Source organism: Streptomyces sp. NRRL B-3229, assembly GCF_000719505.1.
Taxonomy (GTDB): Bacteria; Actinomycetota; Actinomycetes; order Streptomycetales; family Streptomycetaceae; genus Streptomyces; species Streptomyces griseorubiginosus.
The window spans coordinates 358543-381909 of record NZ_JOGP01000011.1; the positions used below are offsets into that span (position 1 = coordinate 358543).

At 72.3% G+C, this 23367-nt stretch carries 20 protein-coding genes; 17 read left to right on the top strand and 3 right to left on the bottom strand.

Translation table 11 applies throughout. The features are described 5' to 3' along the window. Positions 1-4: 4 nt before the first annotated feature. Both IF54_RS0120685 and IF54_RS0120690 read left to right on the top strand, forming a co-directional pair. A complete protein-coding gene (locus IF54_RS0120685; RefSeq protein WP_234439015.1) occupies positions 5-1249 on the top strand; it encodes a serpin family protein in 1245 nt (414 codons plus the stop codon). 4 nt (positions 1250-1253) lie between these two features. Then, a complete protein-coding gene (locus IF54_RS0120690; RefSeq protein WP_030320785.1) occupies positions 1254-1448 on the top strand; it encodes a hypothetical protein in 195 nt (64 codons plus the stop codon). On the opposite strand, the gene IF54_RS0120695 is transcribed toward IF54_RS0120690, so the two are convergent. Further along, the gene (locus IF54_RS0120695; protein ID WP_030320787.1) at positions 1402-2232 is read right to left on the bottom strand and encodes an oxidoreductase; all 831 of its coding nucleotides are present in this window, start codon (positions 2230-2232) and stop codon (positions 1402-1404) included. The genes IF54_RS0120690 and IF54_RS0120695 overlap by 47 nt on opposite strands. An 85-nt stretch (positions 2233-2317) precedes the next feature. Between IF54_RS0120695 and IF54_RS0120700 the strand changes: the two genes are divergently transcribed. Beyond that, the gene (locus IF54_RS0120700) at positions 2318-3232 is read left to right on the top strand and encodes a LysR family transcriptional regulator (protein ID WP_030320789.1); all 915 of its coding nucleotides are present in this window, start codon (positions 2318-2320) and stop codon (positions 3230-3232) included. Positions 3233-3299: 67 nt separating this feature from the next. Here the strand turns inward: IF54_RS0120700 and IF54_RS0120705 are convergent, their stop codons facing one another. Further along, the gene (locus IF54_RS0120705) at positions 3300-5480 is read right to left on the bottom strand and encodes a DEAD/DEAH box helicase (RefSeq protein ID WP_199821228.1); all 2181 of its coding nucleotides are present in this window, start codon (positions 5478-5480) and stop codon (positions 3300-3302) included. Positions 5481-5871: 391 nt separating this feature from the next. Between IF54_RS0120705 and IF54_RS0120710 the strand changes: the two genes are divergently transcribed. The 12 genes from IF54_RS0120710 to IF54_RS0120765 all read left to right on the top strand — a co-directional run bounded on the left by IF54_RS0120710 (position 5872) and on the right by IF54_RS0120765 (position 20524). Further along, positions 5872-6666 (top strand): thioesterase II family protein, encoded by a 795-nt coding sequence (locus IF54_RS0120710; protein ID WP_051735481.1) that lies wholly within the window; start codon positions 5872-5874, stop codon positions 6664-6666. 66 nt (positions 6667-6732) lie between these two features. Then, positions 6733-8517 (top strand): fatty acyl-AMP ligase, encoded by a 1785-nt coding sequence (locus IF54_RS0120715; protein ID WP_078852053.1) that lies wholly within the window; start codon positions 6733-6735, stop codon positions 8515-8517. Next, the gene (locus IF54_RS0120720; protein ID WP_030320798.1) at positions 8514-10295 is read left to right on the top strand and encodes an acyl-CoA dehydrogenase family protein; all 1782 of its coding nucleotides are present in this window, start codon (positions 8514-8516) and stop codon (positions 10293-10295) included. Before IF54_RS0120715 ends, IF54_RS0120720 begins: the two co-directional genes overlap by 4 nt. Continuing rightward, positions 10292-12013: an acyl-CoA dehydrogenase gene (locus tag IF54_RS0120725; RefSeq protein WP_051735483.1), complete on the top strand. Its 1722-nt coding sequence runs from the start codon at positions 10292-10294 to the stop codon at positions 12011-12013. The genes IF54_RS0120720 and IF54_RS0120725 overlap by 4 nt, the downstream gene beginning before the upstream one ends. A gap of 31 nt (positions 12014-12044) precedes the next feature. Continuing rightward, positions 12045-12827: an enoyl-CoA hydratase/isomerase family protein gene (locus tag IF54_RS0120730; RefSeq protein ID WP_037820314.1), complete on the top strand. Its 783-nt coding sequence runs from the start codon at positions 12045-12047 to the stop codon at positions 12825-12827. 105 nt (positions 12828-12932) lie between these two features. Continuing rightward, positions 12933-14351, top strand: a complete 1419-nt coding sequence (locus IF54_RS0120735; protein WP_030320805.1) for a condensation domain-containing protein — start codon at positions 12933-12935, stop codon at positions 14349-14351. Beyond that, positions 14344-15297, top strand: coding sequence for an alpha/beta fold hydrolase (locus IF54_RS0120740; RefSeq protein ID WP_030320806.1), 954 nt, complete (start codon positions 14344-14346; stop codon positions 15295-15297). The genes IF54_RS0120735 and IF54_RS0120740 overlap by 8 nt, the downstream gene beginning before the upstream one ends. Positions 15298-15338: 41 nt before the next feature. Then, complete coding sequence (locus tag IF54_RS0120745; protein WP_030320809.1) at positions 15339-15599, top strand: acyl carrier protein; 261 nt, start codon at positions 15339-15341, stop codon at positions 15597-15599. A gap of 22 nt (positions 15600-15621) precedes the next feature. Beyond that, on the top strand, positions 15622-16704 hold the full coding sequence (locus tag IF54_RS0120750; protein ID WP_030320810.1) for a zinc-binding dehydrogenase: 1083 nt from the start codon (positions 15622-15624) through the stop codon (positions 16702-16704). Further along, complete coding sequence (locus IF54_RS0120755; protein ID WP_234439017.1) at positions 16701-17234, top strand: YbaK/EbsC family protein; 534 nt, start codon at positions 16701-16703, stop codon at positions 17232-17234. The genes IF54_RS0120750 and IF54_RS0120755 overlap by 4 nt, the downstream gene beginning before the upstream one ends. 223 nt (positions 17235-17457) lie before the next feature. Beyond that, a complete protein-coding gene (locus tag IF54_RS0120760; RefSeq protein ID WP_030320813.1) occupies positions 17458-18480 on the top strand; it encodes a helix-turn-helix transcriptional regulator in 1023 nt (340 codons plus the stop codon). Positions 18481-18763: 283 nt separating this feature from the next. Beyond that, positions 18764-20524: an AfsR/SARP family transcriptional regulator gene (locus IF54_RS0120765; protein WP_234439018.1), complete on the top strand. Its 1761-nt coding sequence runs from the start codon at positions 18764-18766 to the stop codon at positions 20522-20524. A 10-nt stretch (positions 20525-20534) separates the two neighbouring features. Here the strand turns inward: IF54_RS0120765 and IF54_RS0120770 are convergent, their stop codons facing one another. Then, positions 20535-21827, bottom strand: a complete 1293-nt coding sequence (locus IF54_RS0120770) for an MFS transporter (RefSeq protein ID WP_078852057.1) — start codon at positions 21825-21827, stop codon at positions 20535-20537. A 144-nt stretch (positions 21828-21971) separates the two neighbouring features. On the opposite strand from IF54_RS0120770, the gene IF54_RS0120775 reads away from it, so the two are divergent. Then, the gene (locus IF54_RS0120775) at positions 21972-22919 is read left to right on the top strand and encodes a TauD/TfdA family dioxygenase (RefSeq protein WP_030320817.1); all 948 of its coding nucleotides are present in this window, start codon (positions 21972-21974) and stop codon (positions 22917-22919) included. A gap of 227 nt (positions 22920-23146) precedes the next feature. Beyond that, on the top strand, positions 23147-23353 hold the full coding sequence (locus IF54_RS0120780; RefSeq protein WP_030320819.1) for a hypothetical protein: 207 nt from the start codon (positions 23147-23149) through the stop codon (positions 23351-23353). The last annotated feature ends 14 nt before the right edge of the window (positions 23354-23367 follow it).

The following is a 23367-nucleotide window of genomic DNA, read 5'->3' on the forward strand; positions in this document are numbered from 1 at the left end:
CGGAATGGCGATCACGGGGACGACGACCAGGGCGGTGAACCGGCTCGCGGTGCGGTGGGCCGAGGCACGGGAGGAACGGACCGCCGGCGGGACGGCCTCACCGGCCGACGAGGGGACCGTGTTCTCACCGGTCGGGGTGTGGCCGCTGCTGGCCCTGCTGGCCGACGGGGCACACGGGGCGGCACGTGCCGAGTTGGCGGGGGCCGTCGGTCTCCAGGCGGAGGAATGCGCCGCCGCGGCACGGGAGTTGCTGCGCGGGCTGACGACCGTACGGGGGCTGGAATCCGCCCTCGGCCTGTGGACCGCGCGGACGGTGGAGCTGCGGGAGCCGTGGGCGGCCGGGCTGCCGGCCGACGCACACGGGAGGCTCAGCGGAGATCCGGCGGTCGATCAGCTGGAGTTGGACGCATGGGCCGCCAAGCGGACGGACGGGCTGATCGAGCGGATGCCCGTCGCGGTCGGGGAGGACACCCAGTTGGTGCTGGCGAGCGCGCTCGCGCTGCGGACCACCTGGCTGCGGCCCTTCGATGAGGTGGAGTTGGCACCGGAGACGGGCCCCTGGGCCGATCGCGTACTGCGGGGCCTGTCCCGCACGAGCGAACTCCTGGACCGGGTCGGCGTGGCCGAGACACCCGACGGCCATGTCACCGAGCTGAAGGTGCTGGGCGACACGGCCGTGGACGTTCATCTCCTGCTGGGCGAGGAGGACATGACGGCAGGGCAGGTGCTGAGGGCGGGCGTCGGTCTCCTGGCCGACCGCCGGCGAGTGGTGCCGGGTTTCCGACTGCCCTACGGGGAGCCGGGACCGGGGCTGCGCGTGTACAGAAGTCCCAGTACGCAGCCGCTGCCACCGCTGCTGACCGCCGAGACCGTGGCCTTCGACCTCCAGGCCCAGCACGATCTCCTGGGACTGCACCGGCTGTTCGGCCTCACGACGGCACGGGACACACGGGAGGGCCACTTCCCCGGCATCAGCGCCGCGCCCCTGGCCATCGGCTCCGCCCAGCAGTCCACGAGGGCGAGGTTCGCCGCCAAGGGCTTCCGGTCCGCCGCGGTCACGGCGTTGGGGGCCGTCGGATCGGCGCCGCCCAAGCCGCGCTGGATCACCACCGAGGTACGAGCCGTCTTCGACCGCCCCTTCGCCTTCCTCGCCGTACACCGCCACTCACGCCTCGTCCTCACGGCCGGCTGGGTCACGGATCCGGAGCCGTGCCCGGACGACGAGGGGTGGGAGGACGAGGCGTGGTGATCCCGTGGTGCGATGGACCGACATCGACATCGACATCGACATCGCCATCCGCTTCGGCTTCGGCTTCGGCTTCGGCTTCGGCTTCGGCTTCGGCTTCGGCTCACGGCTGCGGCTCACGGCTGCGGTCGAAAGTACGCCGGTCGACCTGAGACTCAGTCGTCGAACCCGGTGGCCCGCGTGCTCTTCTCCCATGCGGTGACGTCGGCTCGTACCCCGTCGAGGTGGTCGAGTACGGCGGTCACCGCGTCGTCACCGAGGGGCAGCCGCAGCGGGGTTTCCTCGGCGTCGAGCGCGGCGCGGATCAGCGCCGCCGCCTTCGCGGGGTCGCCGGCCTGGGTGCCGTCGCCGCCGGAGACGGCCTCGCGGGTCCGGCTGACCTTGGCGTAGAGGCCGCTGTCGGCACTGACCCCCGCCCGGCTCGCCTCGAACAGCGAGGTGCGGAAGGCCCCCGGCTCCACGACGAGCACCTTGACGCCGTACTCCCGGACCTCGTCCGCGAGCGCCTCGGACATGCCCTCGAGGGCGAACTTGGTCCCGCTGTACGCCGAGAAGCCCGCGAAGGACAACTGCCCGCCCATGCTGCTCATCTGCACGATCGCGCCCGACCGCCGCGCGCGCATGGACGGCAGCACGGCACGGGTGAGGGCCGCCGGGCCGAAGACATGCAGGTCGAAGAGTTCGCGCAGCTCGTGCTCGGTGGTCTCCTCGAAGGCGCCGACATGCGTACGGCCCGCGTTGTTGACCAGTACGTCGATCCGTCCGTGCCGGGCGACCACGCCCCGTACGGCGGCCTCCGCCGCGGCCGTGTCGGTCACGTCCAGGCCCAGCGCCTCCATCTGGTCGGGATGGGCGGCGACCAGGTCGTCCAGCGCCCCGGGCCTGCGGGCGGCGCCCACCACCACATCGCCGTCGGCCAGCGCCGCCTCGGCGAGCGCCCGCCCGAAGCCGCTGCTCGCGCCCGTGATCAGCCACACCTTGTTCATGACGACTCCCTCGTGATCCAGCTCCTGCCGTGAACCACCCTGCCGCGAAGGCCGGTTGCCCGTCCAAGACCTTTGGTGATAGCCGATGTTCATGACGACCGACGTACATCTGCGGGACCTGCGCTACTTCCTGGCGGTGGCCGAGGACCTGCACTTCACCCGCGCCGCCGACCGCCTGTACGTGTCGCAGCCCGCGCTGAGCAAGCAGATCCGCTCGCTGGAGCGGCAGTTGGGCGTGGAGCTGTTCCGACGGGACCGGCACGGCGTGCGCCTCACCGAGGCCGGCGAGGCGCTGCTGCCGCACGCCCGGCAGGTGGTGGAGGCGTGGGCCGCCGCGGACACCGCGATGGCGTCGGCGCGGGCGGCGGGCCGGGGCACGCTGGTGGTGGGCATGAGCACCAGCCCGGGCCGCGGCGGGCTGCTCCCGGCGATCCGCTCCCGCTTCACGGCCGCGCATCCGGAGGCGGTCCTGCGGCTGCGGCAGATGGGCTGGCAGGACCCGACCGCCGGTCTGGCGGACGGTGAGACGGAGGTCGCCTTCGTGTGGCTGCCCCTGCCCGACCCGGAGCGCTATGCGTGGACGCCGGTCGCCGAGGAGTCCCGCCTGGTCGCCCTGCCCGCCACCCACCCGCTGGCCTCCCGCGAGTCGATCGACTTCGCCGACCTGGCCGACGAACCGTTCCTCGCCCTGCCGGTGAGCGCGGGCCCGCTGCGCGACTTCTGGCTGGCCGTCGACGAGCGGTCCGGCCGTCCGCCCCGCGTCGGCGCCGAGATCGCGGGCACGGAGGAGACGTACGAGGCCCTCGTCGCGGGCCTGGGCGTCTGCCTCGTGGCCGCCGGCAACGCGCCCCTGATCACCCTGGGCGGGGTGGTCACCCGCCCGGTGCGCGGAATCGGCCCGAGCACGTACGCGCTGGCCTGGCGGAAGGAGGACGGGGGGCGGGAGCTGGTGCGGGGGTATGTGGAGGCTTGCCGGTCGGTGGTGCGCCGGCCGGCGTGACGGCGGCCCTGGTGCCACCGCCCCGGCCGCGTCACTCGGGGGCCCTGGAACCACCGCCCCCGCCGCGTCACTCGGCGGTCGTGAGCCTCTCGGCCGTCAGGCCCAGACGGGCCTGTTCCTCCTCGACGATCCGCCGGGCCAGTTCGGTGTCCGACACGTCGATCGCGTCCGGGGACGCCTCGGCCACGGCGCTGCGGCGGGCGTAGGCGTCGAAGAGGCGGGTCTTGGTCTCCAGCAGTCTCACCAGGCGTTCGTCGACGCCCCCGGTGGCGAGGAGACGGTACACGCGGACCGGTCTGACCTGCCCCATGCGGTGGGCCCGGGCCACGGCCTGGTGCTCGATGGTCGGCTTGATCTGGGGTTCGCAGATGACGACGACGGAGGCAGCCTGGAGGTTGAGGCCGATGCCCGCCGCCTGGATCTGCGCCACGAGGACCGCGGGGCCCGGGACAGCGGTGAACTCGTCGACGATCCGCTGCCGTCGCCCGGCGGGGACACTGCCGGTGAACGGGCCGAACAGCGGGACGCCGCCCGAGTCCCCCGGCGCGATTGCCTCCTGCACCACGCCCAGGACGTCCTTGAAGTAGGAGAAGACCACCGTCTTCTGCCCGTTCTCCCCGGCCTCCTGGACGATCTCCCGGAGCCGGTCCAGCTTGGCCGACTTCTCGGGCGCCATGTACGCGGCCCTGCGCATCGCCATGAAGTTGCCCGCGGCCACGGCCTCCCGGTAGGCCTCCGCGTCCGACGCGCTCAGCTCCTCCCACTGGTCGGTGTGCTGGAGGCTCGGGAGTTCCGTCAGCACGTCCTCCTGGTTGCGGCGCAGGTAGACCGGGGCGACGGCCTTGCGGAAGCCGGCCGACCCGGCCAGGGCATCTCCCTCACCGAGGGAGTCCGCAAGGTCGCGGTCGAGCATCCGGACCAGGTGGTGGAACTCCACGACCCTGTTCTCCATCGGGGTCCCGGTCATCAGGAGGGCGCGCTCGCACCGCTCCGCCCACCCGGCGACCGCCTGGGACCGCTTGGCCTTCGGGTTCTTCACGGAGTGCGCTTCGTCCACCACGAGCAGGGCGACCTCCCCGCGGTCGGGGGCGGGGAAGCCGCGCAGCGCGTCGAAGGTGGTCACCCCGGCCCCGCCCCGCGCCTTCCAGTCGGCGAACGCGAGGTGCCGGTCGGGTCCGTGGAGCACGGTGACCCGCAGGGCGCTGCGGGCCTCGATCTCCCGGGTCCAGTTCACGAGGACGCTCGCCGGGCAGACGACCATGAAGTGGCTCTGTCCCCCGGCGGCGAGGTGTGCCAGCACGGCGATCGCCTGGATGGTCTTGCCGAGGCCCATCTCGTCGCCGAGTATCACCTTGCGCTGCGCGAGCGCGAACCGTGCGCCGAACGCCTGGTAGCCGCGCAGGGAGACCCGCCGGTGGGTGTCGTCGAGGTGCTGGGTCCGCACCCGCTCGGCGATCTCGTCCGGCAGGAATCCCTCGGCGGCGGCCAGGTCGGGCTGCCGCCCGGAGATCTCGGCTAGCAGGCTGTAGTACTCGGCGGAGCGGAGTTCGAAGTCCACCCAGGCCGCGATCTCGGTCGCGGGCCCCCGGAGCAGGTCCACCGAGGCCTGGGCGAGGAGCCCGGGCAGGTCCCCCCGCTCCGCCTCGTCCACCAGCGACCGGATCTCGGCGACGGCGGCCCACGCGCGCGCCTTCTTCTCCTGGCCCGCCAGGAGCATCCGGATCCGTTTGACGGCGAGCCCGGCGTCGGCGAGCAGCGGATCGAGCCGCTTCGCCATGCCGGCGGCCTTGTCGACCGCACGCCGGGCGTCCGGGCCGGCCTCCACCAGGACGTGCAGTGCCATGACCAGTGCGGTGGTACGCGGTTCCGGCCGCTCGACGTCGATGTGGACGGCCACGGTCTCGTGCGCCGCCTCGGAGAGCCGCCGGGCGGCCCCGAGCATCTGGTCGACGGTGCGCTGTCCGACGCCGGGGATCTGCCGGAGCCGGTAGGGGCCCGCTTCGAGCACGTCGCCGACCGTGCGCAGGCCGTTCTTCTCGACGCTCCCGAGCCGCAGCCGCCCCTCGGTGACGTCCTGGAGCCGGGCCACGGGGATCGCGTCGAGCTCCCGCTTCACCGCCGCGTCGTGCAGCGGCTTCAGCGCGGCCCGTACGGCCTCCGCCGCCCTGCCGTGGTCGACGACCACGGCCCGGGCCGCCTCGAACAGCCGCGCTCCCCTCGCGACCGTCTCCCGCTCGTCCCGCCCCACGGTCCCCCCTCCATGGACAGAAACCTGTGTCCGCCCGCCGGGAGGCGGGGAACACAGGTTTCTGATCGTGGTCAGACGTTGAAGCGGAACTCCACCACAAGGCTCTGAACTGCGGAAATACAGGTGCATCCCAGCACGGGATCCGCGACAAAGCACAAGAGGACCCCAAGGTCGCCAACGCTACCCGGCAGCGCCCGCAGGTGCATGAAGTCTGAGGAACTTCTACGCACGCCGCATCGGGCTCGCTTGCCACGGCAGAGCGGGATCGTCTCGCGCTCTTCCTCGCGGTAGGCGATATGGGCCGGATATAGGCCGTGACGGCAGCTTGGACGGGCTGGCACGGCGGGGCAGTCGTGTCCGCGGCCTGTTCCATCGGTCCGGAAGGACAGTCATGACCGACCCCGCAGCCCGGTGGTTCCGCACGTACCGCGGCACCCCTGAGCCGACCCTGCGTCTGGTGTGCTTCCCGCACGCCGGCGGCGCACCGACCGCGTACCGCAGCTGGGCCGGCTCCCTGCCGGAGGACATCGAGTTGTTGGCGACCTGCTATCCGGGCCGCCAGGACCGTATCGGCGAGCCGTTCGCCGAGTCCGTGCACACGATGGCTGACGCGATCGCCGCCGCGCTGCGCCCGCTGGCGGACGCTCCCCTGGCCTTGTTCGGGCACAGCATGGGAGCCGTCGTGGCCCACGAGGTCGCGCTGCGGCTCCAGTCGGAGTACGGCATCTCGCCGGTACGGCTGTTCGTGTCCGGCTCCGAGGCTCCGCACCGCCGCGAACGTGAGAAGGAGCAGCCGACGGACGACGCGGAGTTCCTGGCGGAACTGCGCGAGCTCGGCCACTCGTCGCTGGCCGCCATCGACGACCCGCTGTTGCTGGAGCTGGTGATGCCGAGCATCCGCTCGGACTACCGCCTGTCCGCGGCCTACCATCCGGTGCCGGACGCCCCGAAGCACCGGGCCCCGCTGGTGGCGTACGTCGGCGCCGAGGACAGCGGCTGCACCTATGACGAGCTCACGGCGTGGTCGGAGTACACCCAAGGTGCGTTCGAGACGCGAGTGCTCCCCGGCGATCACTTCTACCTCCAGGACCAGGAGCAGCAGCTGCTGGCGCACATCACCGGACATCTCCAGTCCGACCTGCGGCTCCAGCAGGTGCTCGCGGCCACGCGACACTCCCGTCCCTGAGCCGTCCCACAGTGACCGGGTCGTCATGCGCCCATCACCCTCGTTGCAGGAAAGGATCCCGCCCCCATGCCCGTTGACCTACTGAGCCGACTGGTGCGGCACGGCCGCGAGATACCGGACAGGGAAGCAGTGGTCTTCGTACGGCACGGCGCCTCCGGTCCGCTGGAGGAGCCGCTGACGTACGGCGAACTCGACCGCAGGGCGCGTGCCCTGGCCTGCTGGCTGCGGGAGCGGTGCGCGGTCGGGGACCGGGTGATGCTGCTGTACGGCACCGGACTGGACTTCGTGAGCGTCCTGGCCGGCTGCATGTACGCCGGTGTGGTCGCGATACCCGCGCCGCAGCCGAGCACCCAGCGCGGCCACAGCACCCGCTCCGACGGCATCGTGCGGGACGCCGAGGTGTCCCTGGTGCTCACCGACTCCGAGAACCACGACACGGCGCTGGGCCTCCTCGCCCATGCCGGGCTCGACGACATCCCGTGCGTCGCCACTGACCGGCTCGGCCTGCCGGACGCCCCCTCCGACTGGCAGGCCGAGCCCCCCGCCGACGAGCGGCCGGTGATCGTCCAGTACACGTCGGGTTCGACCAGCGACCCCAAGGGCGTCCTGGTGACCTGGGGTTCGCTGAACCACAACCTTGGTCTGACAAGCCGTGCGTTCGGCGTCGATGCCGGCCACCGCACTCTGTCCTGGCTGCCGCAGCACCATGACATGGGTCTGATGGGCATGCTGCTCACCCCGCTGTGCCAGGGCGCGACCGCCTACCTCATGTCCCCCATGGACTTCCTGCGCCGCCCCCATGTGTGGCTACGACTGGTCGGCCTCAAACGGATCAACACGATCGTGGCGCCCAACTTCGCGTACGACCTGTGCACCCGCCGCGTGACAGACGCGCAGCTGACCGGGCTGGACTTCGGTTCCCTGGTCAGCGCCGGCAACGGCGCGGAGCCGGTGAGCGCCGACACGATGCGCCGGTTCGCCGAGCGTTTCGCCCCGGCCGGTTTCCGGCTCGACCACTTCAGCCCCTGCTACGGCATGGCGGAGACCACCCTGATCGTCTCCGGCACCCTGCCGGGCGAGGCGCCTGTTCTCACCTCCGTCGACACCGACGCGCTGGCCGCCAAGGAGTTCCGCCCGGTGGCGCCCGGCACGGCGGGGACGTGGCTGGTGAGCAGCGGCCGCGTGCACGACCTCGAACTGCGGATCGTGGACCCCGACACCCTGGCCACCCGGCCCGACGGCAGGGCCGGCGAGATCTGGGTACGCGGTGCGAGCGTCGCGGCCGGCTACTGGCGTCGTGAGGAGGTCACCGAGCGGATCTTCCGGGCGTCCACCGTCGAGGGGGAGCGGGGCTTCCTGCGCACCGGCGACATCGGGGTCCTGCACGACGGGCGGCTGTACGTCACCGGCCGGCTCAAGGACCTGCTGATCGTCAACGGCCGCAATCTGCATCCGCACGACATCGAGCGCGAACTGGTGTCCCTGCACGATGGTTTCCGGGGGCTGAGCGGCAGCGCCTGCTCGGTTCCGGCGGCGGGGGCCGGGGCTCCGGGCTCGGCTTCCGAGGGTGAGCAGATCGTCGTCATGCAGGAGATCCGGCGCGCCCCGGCCGACCCGGACGAACTCGCCGCGCTGTCAGCCCGGTTGCGGGGCGATCTGTCCGCACGTGTCGGCGTCCGCATCGCCAACCTGGTGCTGCTGCGCCCGGGGCAGGTCCGCAAGACCACCAGTGGCAAGGTGCAGCGCTCGCTGATGCGCGAGCTGTTCATCGACGGCGGCCTGGAGGCGGTCTTCGAGGACCTCGACACGGCGGCGGCCGGCCGCTACCGGAGCGAGGCGACGCCGGTATGACGACCCCCGTCACCGCCCACCCGGTGTTCCGGACGGCCGCGCTTCTCGACCACCGGCTCGGCGACCCCGACGACGACGGGCGGCTGTTCTCTTACGCCCGGTGCGGGTCGCTGGACGACCGGGAGGAGTTCCCGGTCGAGATCTGCCGCGAACTGGACTTCCTGGGCCTGCCCGCCTCGTACGTCCCGGTGGCGTACGGCGGTTCGCTGGGCGGCTATGAGCAGGTGCTCCAGCAGATGCGGGCCATCGCCCGGCGGGACCTGACCGTGGCCGTCGCGCACGGCAAGACGTTCCTGGGCGCCGTCTCCGTCTGGGTCGGCGGCTCCCGGGAGCAGGCCGAGGCGCTGGCCCGGCCGGTCCTGGACGGTGCCGTGGTGTCCTGGGGGCTGACCGAACGCGACCACGGCAGTGACCTGCTCGCGGGCGAGGTCGTCGCCCGCCCGGACACCGGCGGCGGCTACTCGGTGAGCGGCGAGAAGTGGCTGATCAACAACGCCAACCGGGGCCGCTTCGTGTGCGTGCTCGCCCGTACCGGCGAGCGGGACGGTGACGGCTCGGCGCCGGGCGGCGCCCGGGACTTCAGCCTGCTGCTGATCGACAAGGCCCGCCTGGACCCCGCCGTCTGCCGGCCGCTACCCGCCGTCAGGCTGCACGGCATCCGGGGCGCCGACATCAGCGGAGTGACGTTCGCCGGGGCACCGGTGCCGGGGGCGGCGCTGGTCGGCGAGGAGGGCGCCGGCGCCGAGATCGTCCTCAAGAGCCTCCAGCTGACCCGGATCCTGTGCGCCTCCCTCTCGCTCGGCGCCGCCGACAACGCGCTGGACCTCGCCACGGGGTACGCCCTGGAGCGGCAGGCGTACGGCAGCACGCTGATCGACCTGCCGCAGACCCGCCGGATGCTCGCGCAGTCGTACGCCGACGTGCTGCTGGCCGAGGCGGTCACGCTGGTTTCGGGCCGCAGCATCCACGCCCTGACCGGCGAGCTCGCCACCGTCTCGGCGATCACCAAGTTCTTCGTGCCCACGCTGGTCGACCAGGTCATCGGGCGGCTCGGCACGGTGCTCGGCGCGCGTTCGCTGCTGGTCGGTCCGACGTTCCGGCACGGCCGGTTCCAGAAGGTGCAGCGCGACCACCGGATCGTCGGCATCTTCGACGGCAACACCCTGGTCAACCTGCACTCGCTGGTGAATCACTTCCCGCTCCTGGCACGGCAGTGGAAGAAGGGGACCGTCGACGCGCAGGGTCTTGCGGCCGCCACCGACCTCGCGGCCGAGCTCCCGGAGTTCGACCGCGACCGGCTGTCCCTGCTGCCGCGCACCGGCAGCAGCCTGGTGCAGGCCCTGGCCGCCGGGACGCGGGAGCTCTCCGCGCTCGCGGCCCGTGGGGAGGCACCCGTGTCCCTGGCCCGCCGCGCGGAGGCGGTCGGCGCCGCCGCCGAGGGCCTCGCCGCCCGGCTGGCCGCGCACCGGCCCACGGCCGTCGACGTGCCCGCCGCCGCCTTCCGGCTGGCCGAGCGGTACGCCGACTGCTACGCCGCCTCCGCCGCCGTACACCTGTGGCTGCGCAATCGCGAGACGCAGGCGGACCGGTCCGGGCTGTGGGCGGACGGGCTGTGGCTGGAGGCCGTACTGGCGCGGCTGCTGGCCCGGCTGGGCCCCGGCCGACCTGATCCGGCCGACGACGTCCTGGAGCGGCTGGTGCCGTTCCTTGCCGAGCAGCACGGCTCCGGTGCCCTCCCGTCCCTCCTGCACTACCCCCTCATGAAGGGCAGCGCATGACCACCGCCACGGCGACTCCTGCGCTCCACGCCGACCTCGGTACGCCGGCCCGGCTGGACGCGCTGCTGGGCGACCCCGACGACCAGGACAATCCGTACGGCTTCGCCTCCTTCCTCGCCGCCGACGAGCGCGGCGACCTGCACCAGGCGGGCGAGCGGCTCCTCGACGCCTACGGGCTCGGCGCCGAGTTCGTGCCGAAGCGGCTCGGCGGCCGGCTGGCGCGGGCCGACGAGCTGGGGCGGCTGCTGCGCCCGCTCTTCCGCCGGGACGGGGCGCTCGCGCTCGGCCACGGGGCGAGCAACCTGGTCGGCTCGGTCAACGTGTGGTCCGACGGCAGCCCGCAGCAGCAGGCCTGGCTGGCGGACGTGCTGTGCCGCAACGGCCGTATCGCGGCCGCCTACACCGACATGTCCACCGGGAACGACGTCGGCCGCACCGCGTTCCGGGCCGAGATCCGCCGGGACGAGCTGGTCCTGAACGGGCGCAAGGAGATCATCAACAACCTGGCCCGGGCGGAGGCCGTGACCGTACTGGCGCGGACCAGTGACGCGCCGGGCAGCCGCAGCCACTCGATGGTCCTGGTCGACCCGGCGACCGTGCCCCGCGACCGGCTCCGCTTCCTGCCGCGCTTCCGCACCTCCGGCGTGCGCGCCATGTACCTGGGCGGCCTGGAGTTCCGGGACTGCGCGCTGCCCGTGACCTCGCTGACCGGCACACCCGGTGAGGCCATGGAGACGATCCTGCGGGCCTTCCAGGTCACCCGGGCCGTGCTGCCGTCCGCCGCGGTCGGGATGGTGGAGCAACAGCTGCGCACGGTCATGGACTTCGCGGTCGGGCGGCGCCTGTACCGGCGTACGGTCGCCGACCTGCCGCACGCCCGATCCGTCCTCGCCGACGCGTTCCTGGACGTGCTGGCCGCCGACGCCATGTCGACCACGGTGTGCCGGGCGCTGCATCTGCTGCCGCGCCAGACGAGCGTGTACGCGGCGGCGGTCAAGTTCCTCGTGCCGCTGCTGTTCCGGGACACCGTCGACGCGCTGTCGGTGGTGCTGGGGGCCCGCTCGTTCCTGCGGGAGGGGCCCTACGGCGTGTTCCAGAAGCACGCCCGGGACCTGCCGGTGGCCTCGCTGGTGCACGCGGGCGGCACGGTCTGCCAGGCCACGCTCATTCCCCAGCTGCCCCGGCTGGCCCGCAACGGCTGGCCCGCCGAGGAGGCCGCACCCGCCGACGTGTTCCGCCTCGCGGGACCGCTGCCCGAGCTGGACTTCGACCGGCTGGGCATCACGGCGGGCCGCACGGATCCGCTGCTGTCGACACTGCCGGAGGCAGCCGTACGGCTGCGCGGTGAGCCCGTACTGGGCGCGCTCTGCGGGCAGTTGGCACGCGAGGTGGAGCGGGTCGGAGAGGACTGCGTCGCGCTGGCCCCGCGCGACCGTACGCCCCTTGCGGGGCCGGCGAGCTTCGAGATCGCCGAGCGGTACGCGCTGCTGCTGGCCGCCGCCTGCTGCGTGGGCGTGTGGCTGGGCAACCCGGAGCAGCCGAGCGGGTTCCTGGGCGAGCCGGAGTGGCTGGTGGGGGCGCTGTCCCGGCTGGCCGGACGGCTGGGGCTGCCCCCGGTCGCGGGCGCGGAGTCGGTCGCACCGCGCGTCTTCGCCGAGCTCGCGGCACGCCATGAGCAGGGGTACGGCTTCGATCTCGTCGGCCGCCGGGTCGCCTGAAGGGGGAGCAACGGTGAAGGGGGAGGACACAGTGACAGGTACCGGTACCTATGTGCGGGTCGAGATCGACGGGCCGGTGGCGACGATCCGGCTGAACCGGCCCGCGTTCAGCGGGGTCGACCCGAAGCTGCCCAAGGAGATGACCTCGGCGGCGGCGGTGGTCGGCCAGGACGCCTCGGTCCGGGCCGTGATCCTCTACGGCAACCGGCGGGTCTTCTCGACCGGCGCCGACCTCAGGGGCATGGCCGGCCGCTCCCCTGCCGCCGCCGGCGCGCACACCCGACTGCTGCACGCCGGTTTCAACGCCGTCGCGGAGATCCCCAAGCCGGTGGTGGCGGCCATCGCGGGGTACGCGCTCGGCGGCGGACTGGAGCTCGCGCTGTGCGCGGACTACCGGGTGGCCGGCGAGGGAGCGGTGCTCGGGCTGCCGGAGACCGGGCTGGGCATCATCCCCGGTACGGGCGGCACCCAGCGGCTGCCCCGGCTGATCGGCCCCGGCCAGGCCAAGAAGCTCATCTTCACCGGCCGCCGACTGACCGCCCACGAGGCGCTCGGGCTGGGTCTCGTGGACGAGGTCGTCCCCGACACCGACGTCCTGCCGGCGGCCCAGCGGCTCGCCCAGGAGTTCGCCGGCCGCCCGACGGCCGCGCTGGCCGCCGTCAAACGCGCCGTCGACGGCGGTCTCGGCCACCCCCTCAGCGTCGGCCTCGACCTCGAACGGGAGGAGTTCGCGGCCCTGTTCGCCACCGAGGACCACCAACGGGGGCTGCACGCGGCCCTGGAGCGGCGGGCGCCGGAGTTCGTGGGCCGCTAGGGCCTGTTGCGACCGGTCCACGATTCAACCGACCCCGGATTCACCCCGCCTTCGTTTCAACCACCCCTGTCGTACCGGCCGTTCGACGCCGGAGTGAGGATCGTCATGGCCAGCCGTCATCCGCTCTCGCACGCCCAGCAGGCCCTGTGGTTCCTGCGTCGGCTCGCGCCCGGCAGCGGGGTCTACAACACCGGGGTCGCGTTGCGGATCCGGTCCGCCGTCGACGCGGAGCGGCTCGAACTGGCGGTGTACGAGACCGCCGCCCGGCACGAGCTGGTGCGCTCGACGTTCGACGAGGTGGACGGGGAGCCGGTACGGCTGCTGCACGAAGCGCCGCTCACCGGTCTCGATGTGCATCAACTCCCGTCCATGGGCGATGAGTCGCTCGGGGAATCCGTACGCGCCGCGCTCATCTCGCCCTTCGCCCTGGAGACCGGCGGCGCCTTCCGGTTCCTGCTGCTGCACCGCGGCCCGACCGACTCCGTCTTCCTGGTCGCCGGGCATCACATCGCCACCGACGCCACCTCCAACTGGCTGGTGCTGCGGGACGTGATGGAGACGTACCGGCGGCTGACCGAGGGGGCGGAGCCGACGCCGGCGGCGCCCGGGGGGTCGTACGACACGTACGTCGAGAAGGAGGCGGCGCTGCTCGCGTCGCCGCGCGGTGCGCGCATGGCGGGGTACTGGCGGGAGCTGTGCGAGGGCGCCGCACCCGTCGCGATCCCCACCGACCGACCCCGGCCCGCCGCACCGAGCAACGCCGGACGCACCCACCACGTCGATCTCGGCGAGGAACGCCTGGAGCCGCTGCGGGAGGCGGCCCGGGCGTCCGGGGTGTCGCTGTTCTCGTTCCTGCTCGGCACCTTCCAGAGCGTCCTGCACCGGTTCACCCGGCAGAACGGCTTCCTGGTCGGCTGCCCCACCACCACCCGGCTGAGCCCCGCGATGCGCGAGGTGGTCGGCAACTTCATCAACACCCTGGTGTTCCGCGCCGACTTCACCCCGGGCACGACGTTCCGCGACGCGGCCCGCGCCGCCGACGAACAGGTGAAGAACGGCCTCGCCCGGGTGGGCTACCCCTTCGAGCTGCTCACCCGCACCGCCAACCGCCCCCGCACCAGCGCCGGTTCGTCGCTGTGCCGGATCACCTTCAACATGATCGGCACCCCGACCCCGGACCCGCTGCTGCGCCTGCTCCTGGACGGCGAGGACAGCGGGGACGGCGCCGCACCCCTCCGCCACGCCGGCCTGCTGCTCTCGCCCTACGAACTCCCGCAGGCAGAGGGGCAGTTGGACCTTGCCGTGAGCATCAGGCAGAGCGCCGGGTCGCTCGCCGTCGACTTCCGCTACGACGTGGACCTCTTCGACCCGGCGACCGTCGAGCAGTTCGCGGGCTACTTCCTGCGCGGCATCGACGCGGCGCTCGCCGACCCGGACCGCCCGGTCGCCCGGCTGCGTCTGCTGGACGGCGCCGAACTCGCGCAGCTTCTCGCGCTCGGCACGGGCGGCGGCACCCATGGCTGAGATCACCCACCGCACGGTCCGTGCGGCCGGCCGCCAGGTGCACCTGGCCGAGGCGGGCGAGGGCCCGCTGGTCCTGCTGCTGCACGGGTTCCCCGAGCTGTCGTACTCCTGGCGCCACCAACTGACCGGCCTGGCCGAAGCCGGCTTCCACGCCGTGGCCCCCGACATGCGCGGCTACGGCCGCACCGAGAGCCCGGCGAACGTGGCCGAGTACACGATCCATCACCTGGTCGGCGATGTCGTCGCCCTGATCGGCGCGCTGGGTGCCGGGCGGGCGGTCGTCGCCGGGCACGACTGGGGCTCCCAGGTCGCCTGGCACACCGCCCTGATGCGACCGGACCTGGTGCGGGGCGTGGTGGGGATGAGCATCCCCTACCGGCCGCGCCCCGGACTGCCCCCGCTGCCCGCGCTGCGACGGACGTACGGCGACCGGTTCTACATGCTGTGGTTCCAGCGACCCGGGCTCGCCGAGCGGGAGTTGGAGGAGGACGTACCGGGGTCGCTGCGCCGGCTGTTCGCCGGGACCTCGGGGGGCACGCCCGCCTTCGAACCGGTCGTGCCGGAGGGCGGCGGCTTCCTCGACCTGTATCCGCCGGAGTCGGGGCTGCCCGGCTGGCTGACCGAGGACGACCTCGCCGTGTACGCCGACGCGTTCACCGCCACGGGCTTCTCCGGTGGCCTCAACTGGTACCGCAACCTGTCCGCCAACTGGGAGCTGACCGCCCCGTTCAACCGCGCCCGGGTGACCGTCCCGGCGCTGTATCTCGCGGGCGAGCACGACTTCGTCGTCCGCGGCCTCGATCCCGGCCGCCTCGCCGCCGAGTTGCGGCGGGCCGTGCCCGGACTGCGGGACACCGTCCTGCTGCCGGGCTGCGGGCACTGGACCCAGCAGGAGCGTCCCGCCGACGTGACCTCCGCGCTCGCCGGGTTCGCCCGCTCCCTGTGACACCACCCGGAACCGCCGGGCACCGAGAAGGAAGTGCGTTCATGAACACCACCGCCCAGGACCTCAAGACCTGGCTCACCGACCGGATCGCGTTCTATCTGGAGGTCCCCGCCGACACCATCAGCCCCGACGTCAAGCTCGTCGAGTACGGCCTGGAGTCCGTCTACGCGCTCGCCCTGTGCGGTGACGTGGAGGACGAGTTCGGCATCGAGGTCGAGCCGACCCTGGCCTGGGACCATCCGACCGTCGACGCGTTGGCCCAGCTGCTCGAGGAGCGGCTAGCCGGCGCTCCGGCCGCCTGAGCCGGGGACGGGGGACGGTCGTATGCGTGCCGCGATCACCCGCGCAGGAGCGCTCGTCGTCGAGGAGGTCCCCGACCCGGTGCCGCAGGCGGGCCAGGTGCTGGTGCGCACCCTGGCCTGCGGCATCTGCGGTTCCGATCTGCATGCCCTGGGGGATCCCGCGGCGTTCGCCGATGTCGTACGCCGCTCGGGCGGCACCCCGTGCGACATCGCCGACGGGGTGGTGCTGGGCCACGAGTTCGCGGCGGAGATCGTGGACTACGGGCCCGGCACCGTCCGCGCCCTGCCGACGGGCACGGTGGTCTGCGGGCCACCCATCGGCTTCGGCCCGCAGGGCACCGGGATCATCGGCTACACACCTGTGTTCCCGGGCGGCTTCGGCGAGTACATGATCCTCTCCGAGGCCTTCACGCTGCCCGTGCCCAATGGCCTCGACCCGCGTACGGCCGCGCTCACCGAGCCGTTCTCGGTGGCCACCCGTGCCGTGCGCAGGGCCGAACCCGCACCCGGTGCCGTCTCGATGGTGATCGGGCTCGGCCCGGTGGGCCTGGGCATCGTCGCCGTACTGAAGGCCCGGGGGCACGGGCCTGTGGTCGCCGTCGACTTCTCCCCCACGCGCCGGGCGCTGGCGGCGAAGCTGGGCGCCGACCTGCTGATCGATCCGGCGCTCGAATCGCCGTACGACCGGTGGACCTCGCTCGGGGTGATCACCGGGACGATGGACCGGATGGCGGCCGAGTACCGGGGGCTGAAGCCACCGGAGGCGGTCGTCTTCGAGTGCGTCGGCTCGCCCGGGATGCTCGCCCGGGTCGTGGAGGGCGCGCCCGCCGCCTCGAAGATCGTGCTGGTGGGCGTCTGTCTGCGCCCCGACACCGTCGAACCGGGTCTGGTGGCCAACAAGGAGCTGGACATCCGCGGTTCGTTCGGCGGCAGCCCGGCCGAGTACCGGCAGACCCTGCGCGACATCGCCGAGGGCCGGATCGACGCGGGAGTGATCATCACCGGCACGACCGGCCTCGGCTCTCTCGCCGGCGCCATCGCCGAGCTGGGCGAACCGGACCGCCACGCCAAGATCGTCGTCGACCCCTCGCTGGAGGACTCGTGACCGAGACCCTGCTTGTTCCGCCGCCGTCCCCTGTGTCACCGTCGGCCGCGGCTGCTCCCTCCACCTACCGTCGGCTGATCGCCCTCTTCGAGAGCGAGGAGGTCCCCTACCGCCTGCTGGACCATCCGCCGGAGGGGCAGACCGTACGCGCGAGCGAGCTGCGGGGCCACGACCTGTCGGCCGCCGCCAAGTGCATGGTGGTCACCGTGGCCGGGGCGGCCACCGCCCCCCGACATGTGCTCGCCGTCATACCCGGTGACCGCCGGGTGCGGCTCAAACAGCTGGCGCGCGCCTGCGGTGGCGGCAAAGCACAGTTCGCCGACCGGGAGGTCGCCGAGCAACTCGGCGCGGCCGTCAGTGGCTCGATCACGCCGTTCTCCTTCCATCCCGAGCTCAGCGTGGTGGCCGATTCGGCACTGTTCGCGGAGCGGGAACTGTACTTCAACGCCGCGCGACTCGACCGGTCGGTCGCAATCCTCGCCGAGGACTACCGACGGCTGGCGAACCCGCAGGTCGTGACGATTACGTAGAAGATGACCCGGGGCGCACACCTCATCGGAGATGTGCGCCCCAAAAGATTCCCAATCATTCAGAAACGTTTGCCCACGCTTTACTAAAAGCTATTTCCACTTGACGCAACTCGCCTCGTAACAGAGACTTTCGTTCCGGGGGCGGACAATGGCGCGAATTCTCCTGCCGTATATGTCACTCCCGCGGGGATTTTAACGGAATACATACGGGGGATGAACAGGCGTGCTCAGATCGCTGGGTCTCGACTCCGCTGCTGAGGCTGTATACAAGGAAATGCTGAAGGCGCCGACCAGCAGCCCCGCCGACATCGCGCGGCGGCTCGACTGGCCGGAGCCGCGCGTCGCCGAGGCCATGAGCGAGCTGGCCCGGCTGCTGCTCGTCAGACCCTCGTGGCAGGAACCGGACGCGCTCAGACCCGTGGAACCCGAGGTCGGCCTGAGATATCTGCTCGACCGGCAGGAGGCCGAACTGCAGCGCCGGCTCGAGGAGATCGATCGCGGGCGGCGCGAACTGGTCGAGATGGTCGCGGAGTACGCGGACCTCACCCGGTCCCGGCAGCATCCGGACACCGAGCTGCTCACCGGCATCGACGCGATCCGGCTCCGTATCGAATCCCTCGCCACCGGCTGCGACGACGAGGTGCTGGGATTCGTCCCCTCGTCCACCATGTCGAGCGCGAACATCTCCGCCAGCCGCCCCCTGGACAGCAGCGTCCTGGGGCGGGGGGTGCGGATGCGCTCGATCTATCTCGAGAGCATCAAGAACGACGGCGAGACGACCCAGTACGTCCACTGGCTGGCCGAAGGCGGGGCCCAGGTGCGTGTGGCACCCACCCTGCCGCCGCGCATGGTGATCTACGACCGGGCCACCGCCATCGTCCCCGTCGACCCCGACGAGACCGGCAAGGGTGCCCTCGTGCTGCGCGGAGACGGGGTGGTCGGCGCGCTGTGCGAGCTCTTCGAGCGGGTCTGGCAGAGCTCGCGTCCGCTCGGTGAGCCGTCCGCGGCGGACGACTACGGCACCGAGGGCCAGGACACCCCGCTCAGCGCCCGCTCCCAGGCGATCATCGTGCTGCTCGCCAAGGGCTGCACCGACGAGTCGATCGCCCGTCGACTCGGCGTGTCCGTGCGCACCGTGCGCCGGGAGACCGCCGACCTGACCGCACAGCTGGGCGCCAAGACCCGCTTCCAGGCGGGCGCGCTGGCCCTGATGCAGGGCTGGGTGGATCCCGAACTGCTGCGCTGAGACGTCCGCCGCGACGTCGGCGCGAGGTGAAGACGGCATGAAGGCCGCGTGTGGCCACAGTGTGCCGTTGCAGCGTCCTGACAGGTTCAAGCCACCACTTCAGACTTCAACTGCCCACAGAATCGTACTGACGTACCCCTGGTGCTCGAACTCGCCGGGGCCGACGGTCGGTTCGTCTCAGACACAGCAGGGGGAGACAGTGGAGCTGCGCGTACTCGGACAGGTAGAGGCCAGAGACGACGAGGGCAGAGTCATCGCACTGCCGGGCACGAAGGTGCACACGGTGCTCGCGACTCTGATCCTCGCCGACGGCCACGCCGTCTCCGACGACCACCTGAGCACCATGCTGTGGGCCTGGGACCCTCCGGCCACGATGAGCGCGCAGCTCTACACATATGTGAGTCGGCTGCGCAAACGGCTCGGCTCCGACGTGGAGTTGACACGGCGGTCCCGGGGCTACCAGCTGAGCATCCATCAAGTGACCCTAGATATTGAGGAGTTCCAGCGGCACGCTCGCAACGGGCGGGCGGCGCTGGCCCAGGGGCGTCACGACCAGGCCGCGCGGGAGCTGCGGGCAGCCCTGGACCTGGTGCGCGGTCCGGCGCTGAGCAACGTGACCGAGTTCCTCGCGGACGCCGAGCGGCCGCGTCTGGAGGAGATGCGGCTGGCCGCCCTCGAGGACTGGATCGAGGCCGAGCTGGCCCTCGGCCGGCACCACCGGCTCGTTCCCGACCTGACCAGTCTGACCGCCGAACACCCCATGCGGGAGCGGCTGCGCGCCCAGCTGATGACCGCGCTCTACCGCTGCGACCGCCAGGTGGACGCGTTGGCCGTGTTCCGGTCCGGGCGGCGCATCCTCGCCGACGAACTGGGCATCGACCCCGGCGAGACCCTCACCGCCGTCCACCAGGCCGTCCTGGAGGGCACCCTGCCCCGTGTCGTGCCGGCCCGTATCGAGGCTGCGCCCCGGGCGTCCGTGCCGGCGATGCTGCCGGCGGACCTGCCCGACTTCACCGGGCGGCGGGCCGAACTGGCGTGGCTGCGCGCGCGGTTGGAGCCCGGGGCGGGCGACCGTACCCGGCAGGCCTTTGTCACCGGCATGGCGGGCGTCGGCAAGTCCGCCCTCGCCCTGCGCGCCGCCCACGCGCTGCGGGACCGGTTCCCCGACGGCCGGCTCTACGCCGATCTGACCCGGCCGGACGGCGAGCCCCGCGACCCCGCCGGGATCCTGCGCTCCTTCCTGCGCGCCCTCGCGATCGGCCCCGGCGCAGGCGAGGACACCCTCGACGAACTCGTCCGTCTCTACCGCACGCACAGCGCGGGCCGCCGGATCCTGGTCGTGCTGGACAACGCGACCGGCCACGGCCAGCTGTCGGCGTTGCTGCCGACCAGCCCCGAGGCGGCCGTGCTGGTCACCGGCCGGCGTCATCCGCCGGGGGCGTCGGGCCACGACACGGCGGTCCTCGCGCCGTTCACCGACGAGGAGGCGACCCGGCTGCTGGCCACGGTCGCCGGGCCGGAGCGGATCGCCACCGAGGCCGACGCCGCCCGGGAGATCGTCCGTTCCTGCGCGGGGCTGCCGCTGGCGGTACGGATCGCCGCCGTACAGCTGGCCGCGCGCCCGCACTGGCGCGTCGCCCGCCTCGCCGCCCGGCTGGCCGACCCGTGGTCCCGGCTGGACGAACTCACCTACGACAGCCTGGACGTACGCGAGTCGCTCGCGCGCTCCCTGCGCGAGGTGAGCGCCCGCAGCCGGGAGGCACTGCCCGCCCTCGCGGTGTTCGGCACCCGGGAGTTCGTGACCGAGGCGGCCGCGCGACGCCTGCGCACCTCGGAGATCTCGGCGGAGCAGACCCTGGAGGAGCTGGCCGACGCGCGGCTGCTCGAACCGGCCGAGAGGGGCCGAACGGGCCGGCCGGCGTACCGCCTGCACGAACTCGTCCTGCTGACAGCCCTCCCGCCCCGCGTCGAGCTCCCCGCCCTCCCCCACACCGACCCGTGGCGCGGCCTGACCGGCGCCCTGACCCTGAGGCCGGCCGGCTGACGGAGCTTGCCTAACCCTCCGCCCCCCGGGCCCCCCGGCTCTCCGCGCGGACCGTCGGACTGAACGCCACCGTGACCGTCAGCAGCAGCACGAGGGCGCCGACGGCCGCGCCGGTACGGACCGCCCCGAGGCCGGCGAGGGCGTAGCCGCCGAGGAGGGAGCCGAGGGCGTTGGCGCCGGAGGTGAGGAAGGCGGAGGTGCCGGTCACCCGGCCCTGGAGGTCGTCCGGAATGGTGCGGGCCATGTAGACGTTGCCGGTGACGTTGAAGAGGCTGGCGACGAACATGATCCCGCCGGCGACCAGGCCGATGGCGACCGGGCTGGTCAGGAGCGTCAGCGCGGGCATGAGGACCAGCCAGACCAGGTGCCCGAGGACCGCCGTCGTGTAGAGACTGAACCGCGCCGACCACCAGGACGCGGCGAACGCGCCGAGCAGCGCGCCGATTCCCGCCACCGCCGAGACCAGACCGAGGACCGCCGGCGAGCCGCCGTTGTCCTTGATCAGCACCATGAGGGTCAGTCCGAGCACCTGGAAGGCGAGGTTGCTGCCGGCGAAGACGGCTGTCATGATCCGCAGGAACGGCCGCCGCCACAGCCACGCGATGCCGTCCTTGATCTCGATGTGCAGCCGGGCCGGCGGCTCGGTCCTGGCGACGCTGAGGTCCCGGCGGATGAGAACCAGGCACAGCAGGGCGACCGCGTTGGCGACGGCGGTGAACGCGAACGGCAGCCAGCGGACGACGGTGAACAGCAGGCCGCTGAGCGGCTGTCCGAGCAGTCCGATGGCGGCCCCCCGCGCCTGGTTCTGCGCGAGCGCGGCGGGCAGCTGGGTGTCCGGTACGACCCGTCGTACGGCCGCCTGTTCGGCCCGCTGGTAGAAGATGCCGAGGGTGCCCTCGATGAATGCGGCTGCCATCACCAGCGGCACCCACACCCGCCCGGCGAACGCGGCCACGCCCACGGCGGTGAAGGCCAGCAGCCGCAGCGCGTCGCACCACATCAGCACCCGGCGTCGGTCCCAGCGGTCCACCAGGGCGCCTGCGGGCAGCTGGACGAGCAGGTTGGGCAGGGCTCCGGCGAAGCCCACGGAGCCGGTGGCGGCGGCCGACCCCGTCTGCCAGAGGACCAGCATCGGGTAGGCGACCACGCTGACGCTGGTGCCGAACCGGGAGATCCCGGCCCCGACCCACAGCCGTATGAAATCCATGTTGCGGCGCAGTGGTACGACGGCGGTGTCCGGCTGGGCCGTCACATCCGTTTCCGGTGTTTCCAGGGTCACGCGGTCGGTCATTCGGTCGGTCATGCGCAGAGCGTCCGGGCTGTCGCTATCGGGGGCCTATAGGGCCTATAGCCGACCGGCCGATATTTCCCGGGTATAGGCGGTGCGGTCACCCTGGCCCGGTCACGCGTCCGCGTGGCCCGACCGACTCGAAGGGGACCCTCGGCGATGGGCATCAATCCAGCCTGGAAACCGTGTGAAATCAACCCGGATTCCATTTCCGCGGGCGGCGGAGCCGGTGTCGCGGCGCTTGTGGAGTGGCTCGACGGCACATCCGGCATGCAGGACCTGCTGGACCGCGAGAAAGCCCTGGTGTTCCGGGGCTTCGGTGTCACCGAGGAGCAGCTCGGCCCGGTCATGGACCGTCTGCTGCCCCACCGGCTCGCTTATGTGCACGGGAATTCGCCACGCACCAAGGTGGGCGACAACGTGTACACCTCGACGGAGTATCCCGCCGAGTTCACCATCTCCATGCACAACGAGCTCTCGTACGCGCACAGTTGGCCGGCGCGGCTGATGTTCTGCTGCGTGACGGCTGCCGAGTCGGGTGGCGCGACGCCGGTGGTGGACGCGGAGCTGTGGCTCGGATCGCTGGACGACGAGGTGCGCGAGCGGTTCGCGGACGGCGTGCGCTACACGCAGAACCTGCACGGCGGGGTCGGCCTGGGCAAGAGCTGGCAGGACACGTTCGAGACCGACGACCGGGACGCCGTGGACGAGTTCCTGGCCGCGTCGAAGGCGGTCGGTGAGTGGCGGCGCGACGGCAGCCTGCGCGTCACGCAGCTGCGCCCGGCCACGGCGCTGCACCCGCGCACCGGCGCCGAGGTGTGGTTCAACCAGTCCGACCAGTGGCATCCGGCGGCGCTCGGCGACGAGACCGGCGCCGCGCTGGCCAAGCTGCTGCCGGCGGACCAGCTGCCGCAGTCGGTGGCGTTCGCGGACGGGGCGCCGATCCCGGCGGAGTACGTCCTCCAGGTCCGCGACCGCGCGCTGGAGGCGGCCGTCGACGTGGACTGGCGGCCCGGCGACGTGCTGCTGATCGACAACCTCCTCGTGGCACACGGGCGGCGGCCGTTCACGGGTTCCCGGCGGGTTCTCGTGGCGATGTCCGACTGATCGAACCGACGTCGGGAGAACACACTGGTGGCAGCTGGCTGCCATGGCAGCCAGCTGGCTCCCGGGATCACTGACAGCCCCTGTGGACCGTGTGAGGATCTATTCCAACGGGGAGATCGAACGGTTGCCTGAAAAGCGCAACGACTTTCGACAACGGCTTCGAATTCCCCGGCACATGGAATCGGGCATCGGACAGCCGATGTACTGAAATACAGGGGGAACTTCTCATGACCGCCGTCGCACACCTCACCCGCCGCCTCGCACCCGCCACCGCCGTGGCCCTGCTCACCCTCGCCGCGTTCGGCGCCACGTCCGCCGTGCACCACGCCGGCACCGCTGACGCCGCCGGCGTCGAGCTGACCACGGGCATCACCACCACGGCCGTGCACGTGGACGCGACCATGGTCGCCGGGGACAACAACGGGTGGGACTGACCCGCGACTAGAGT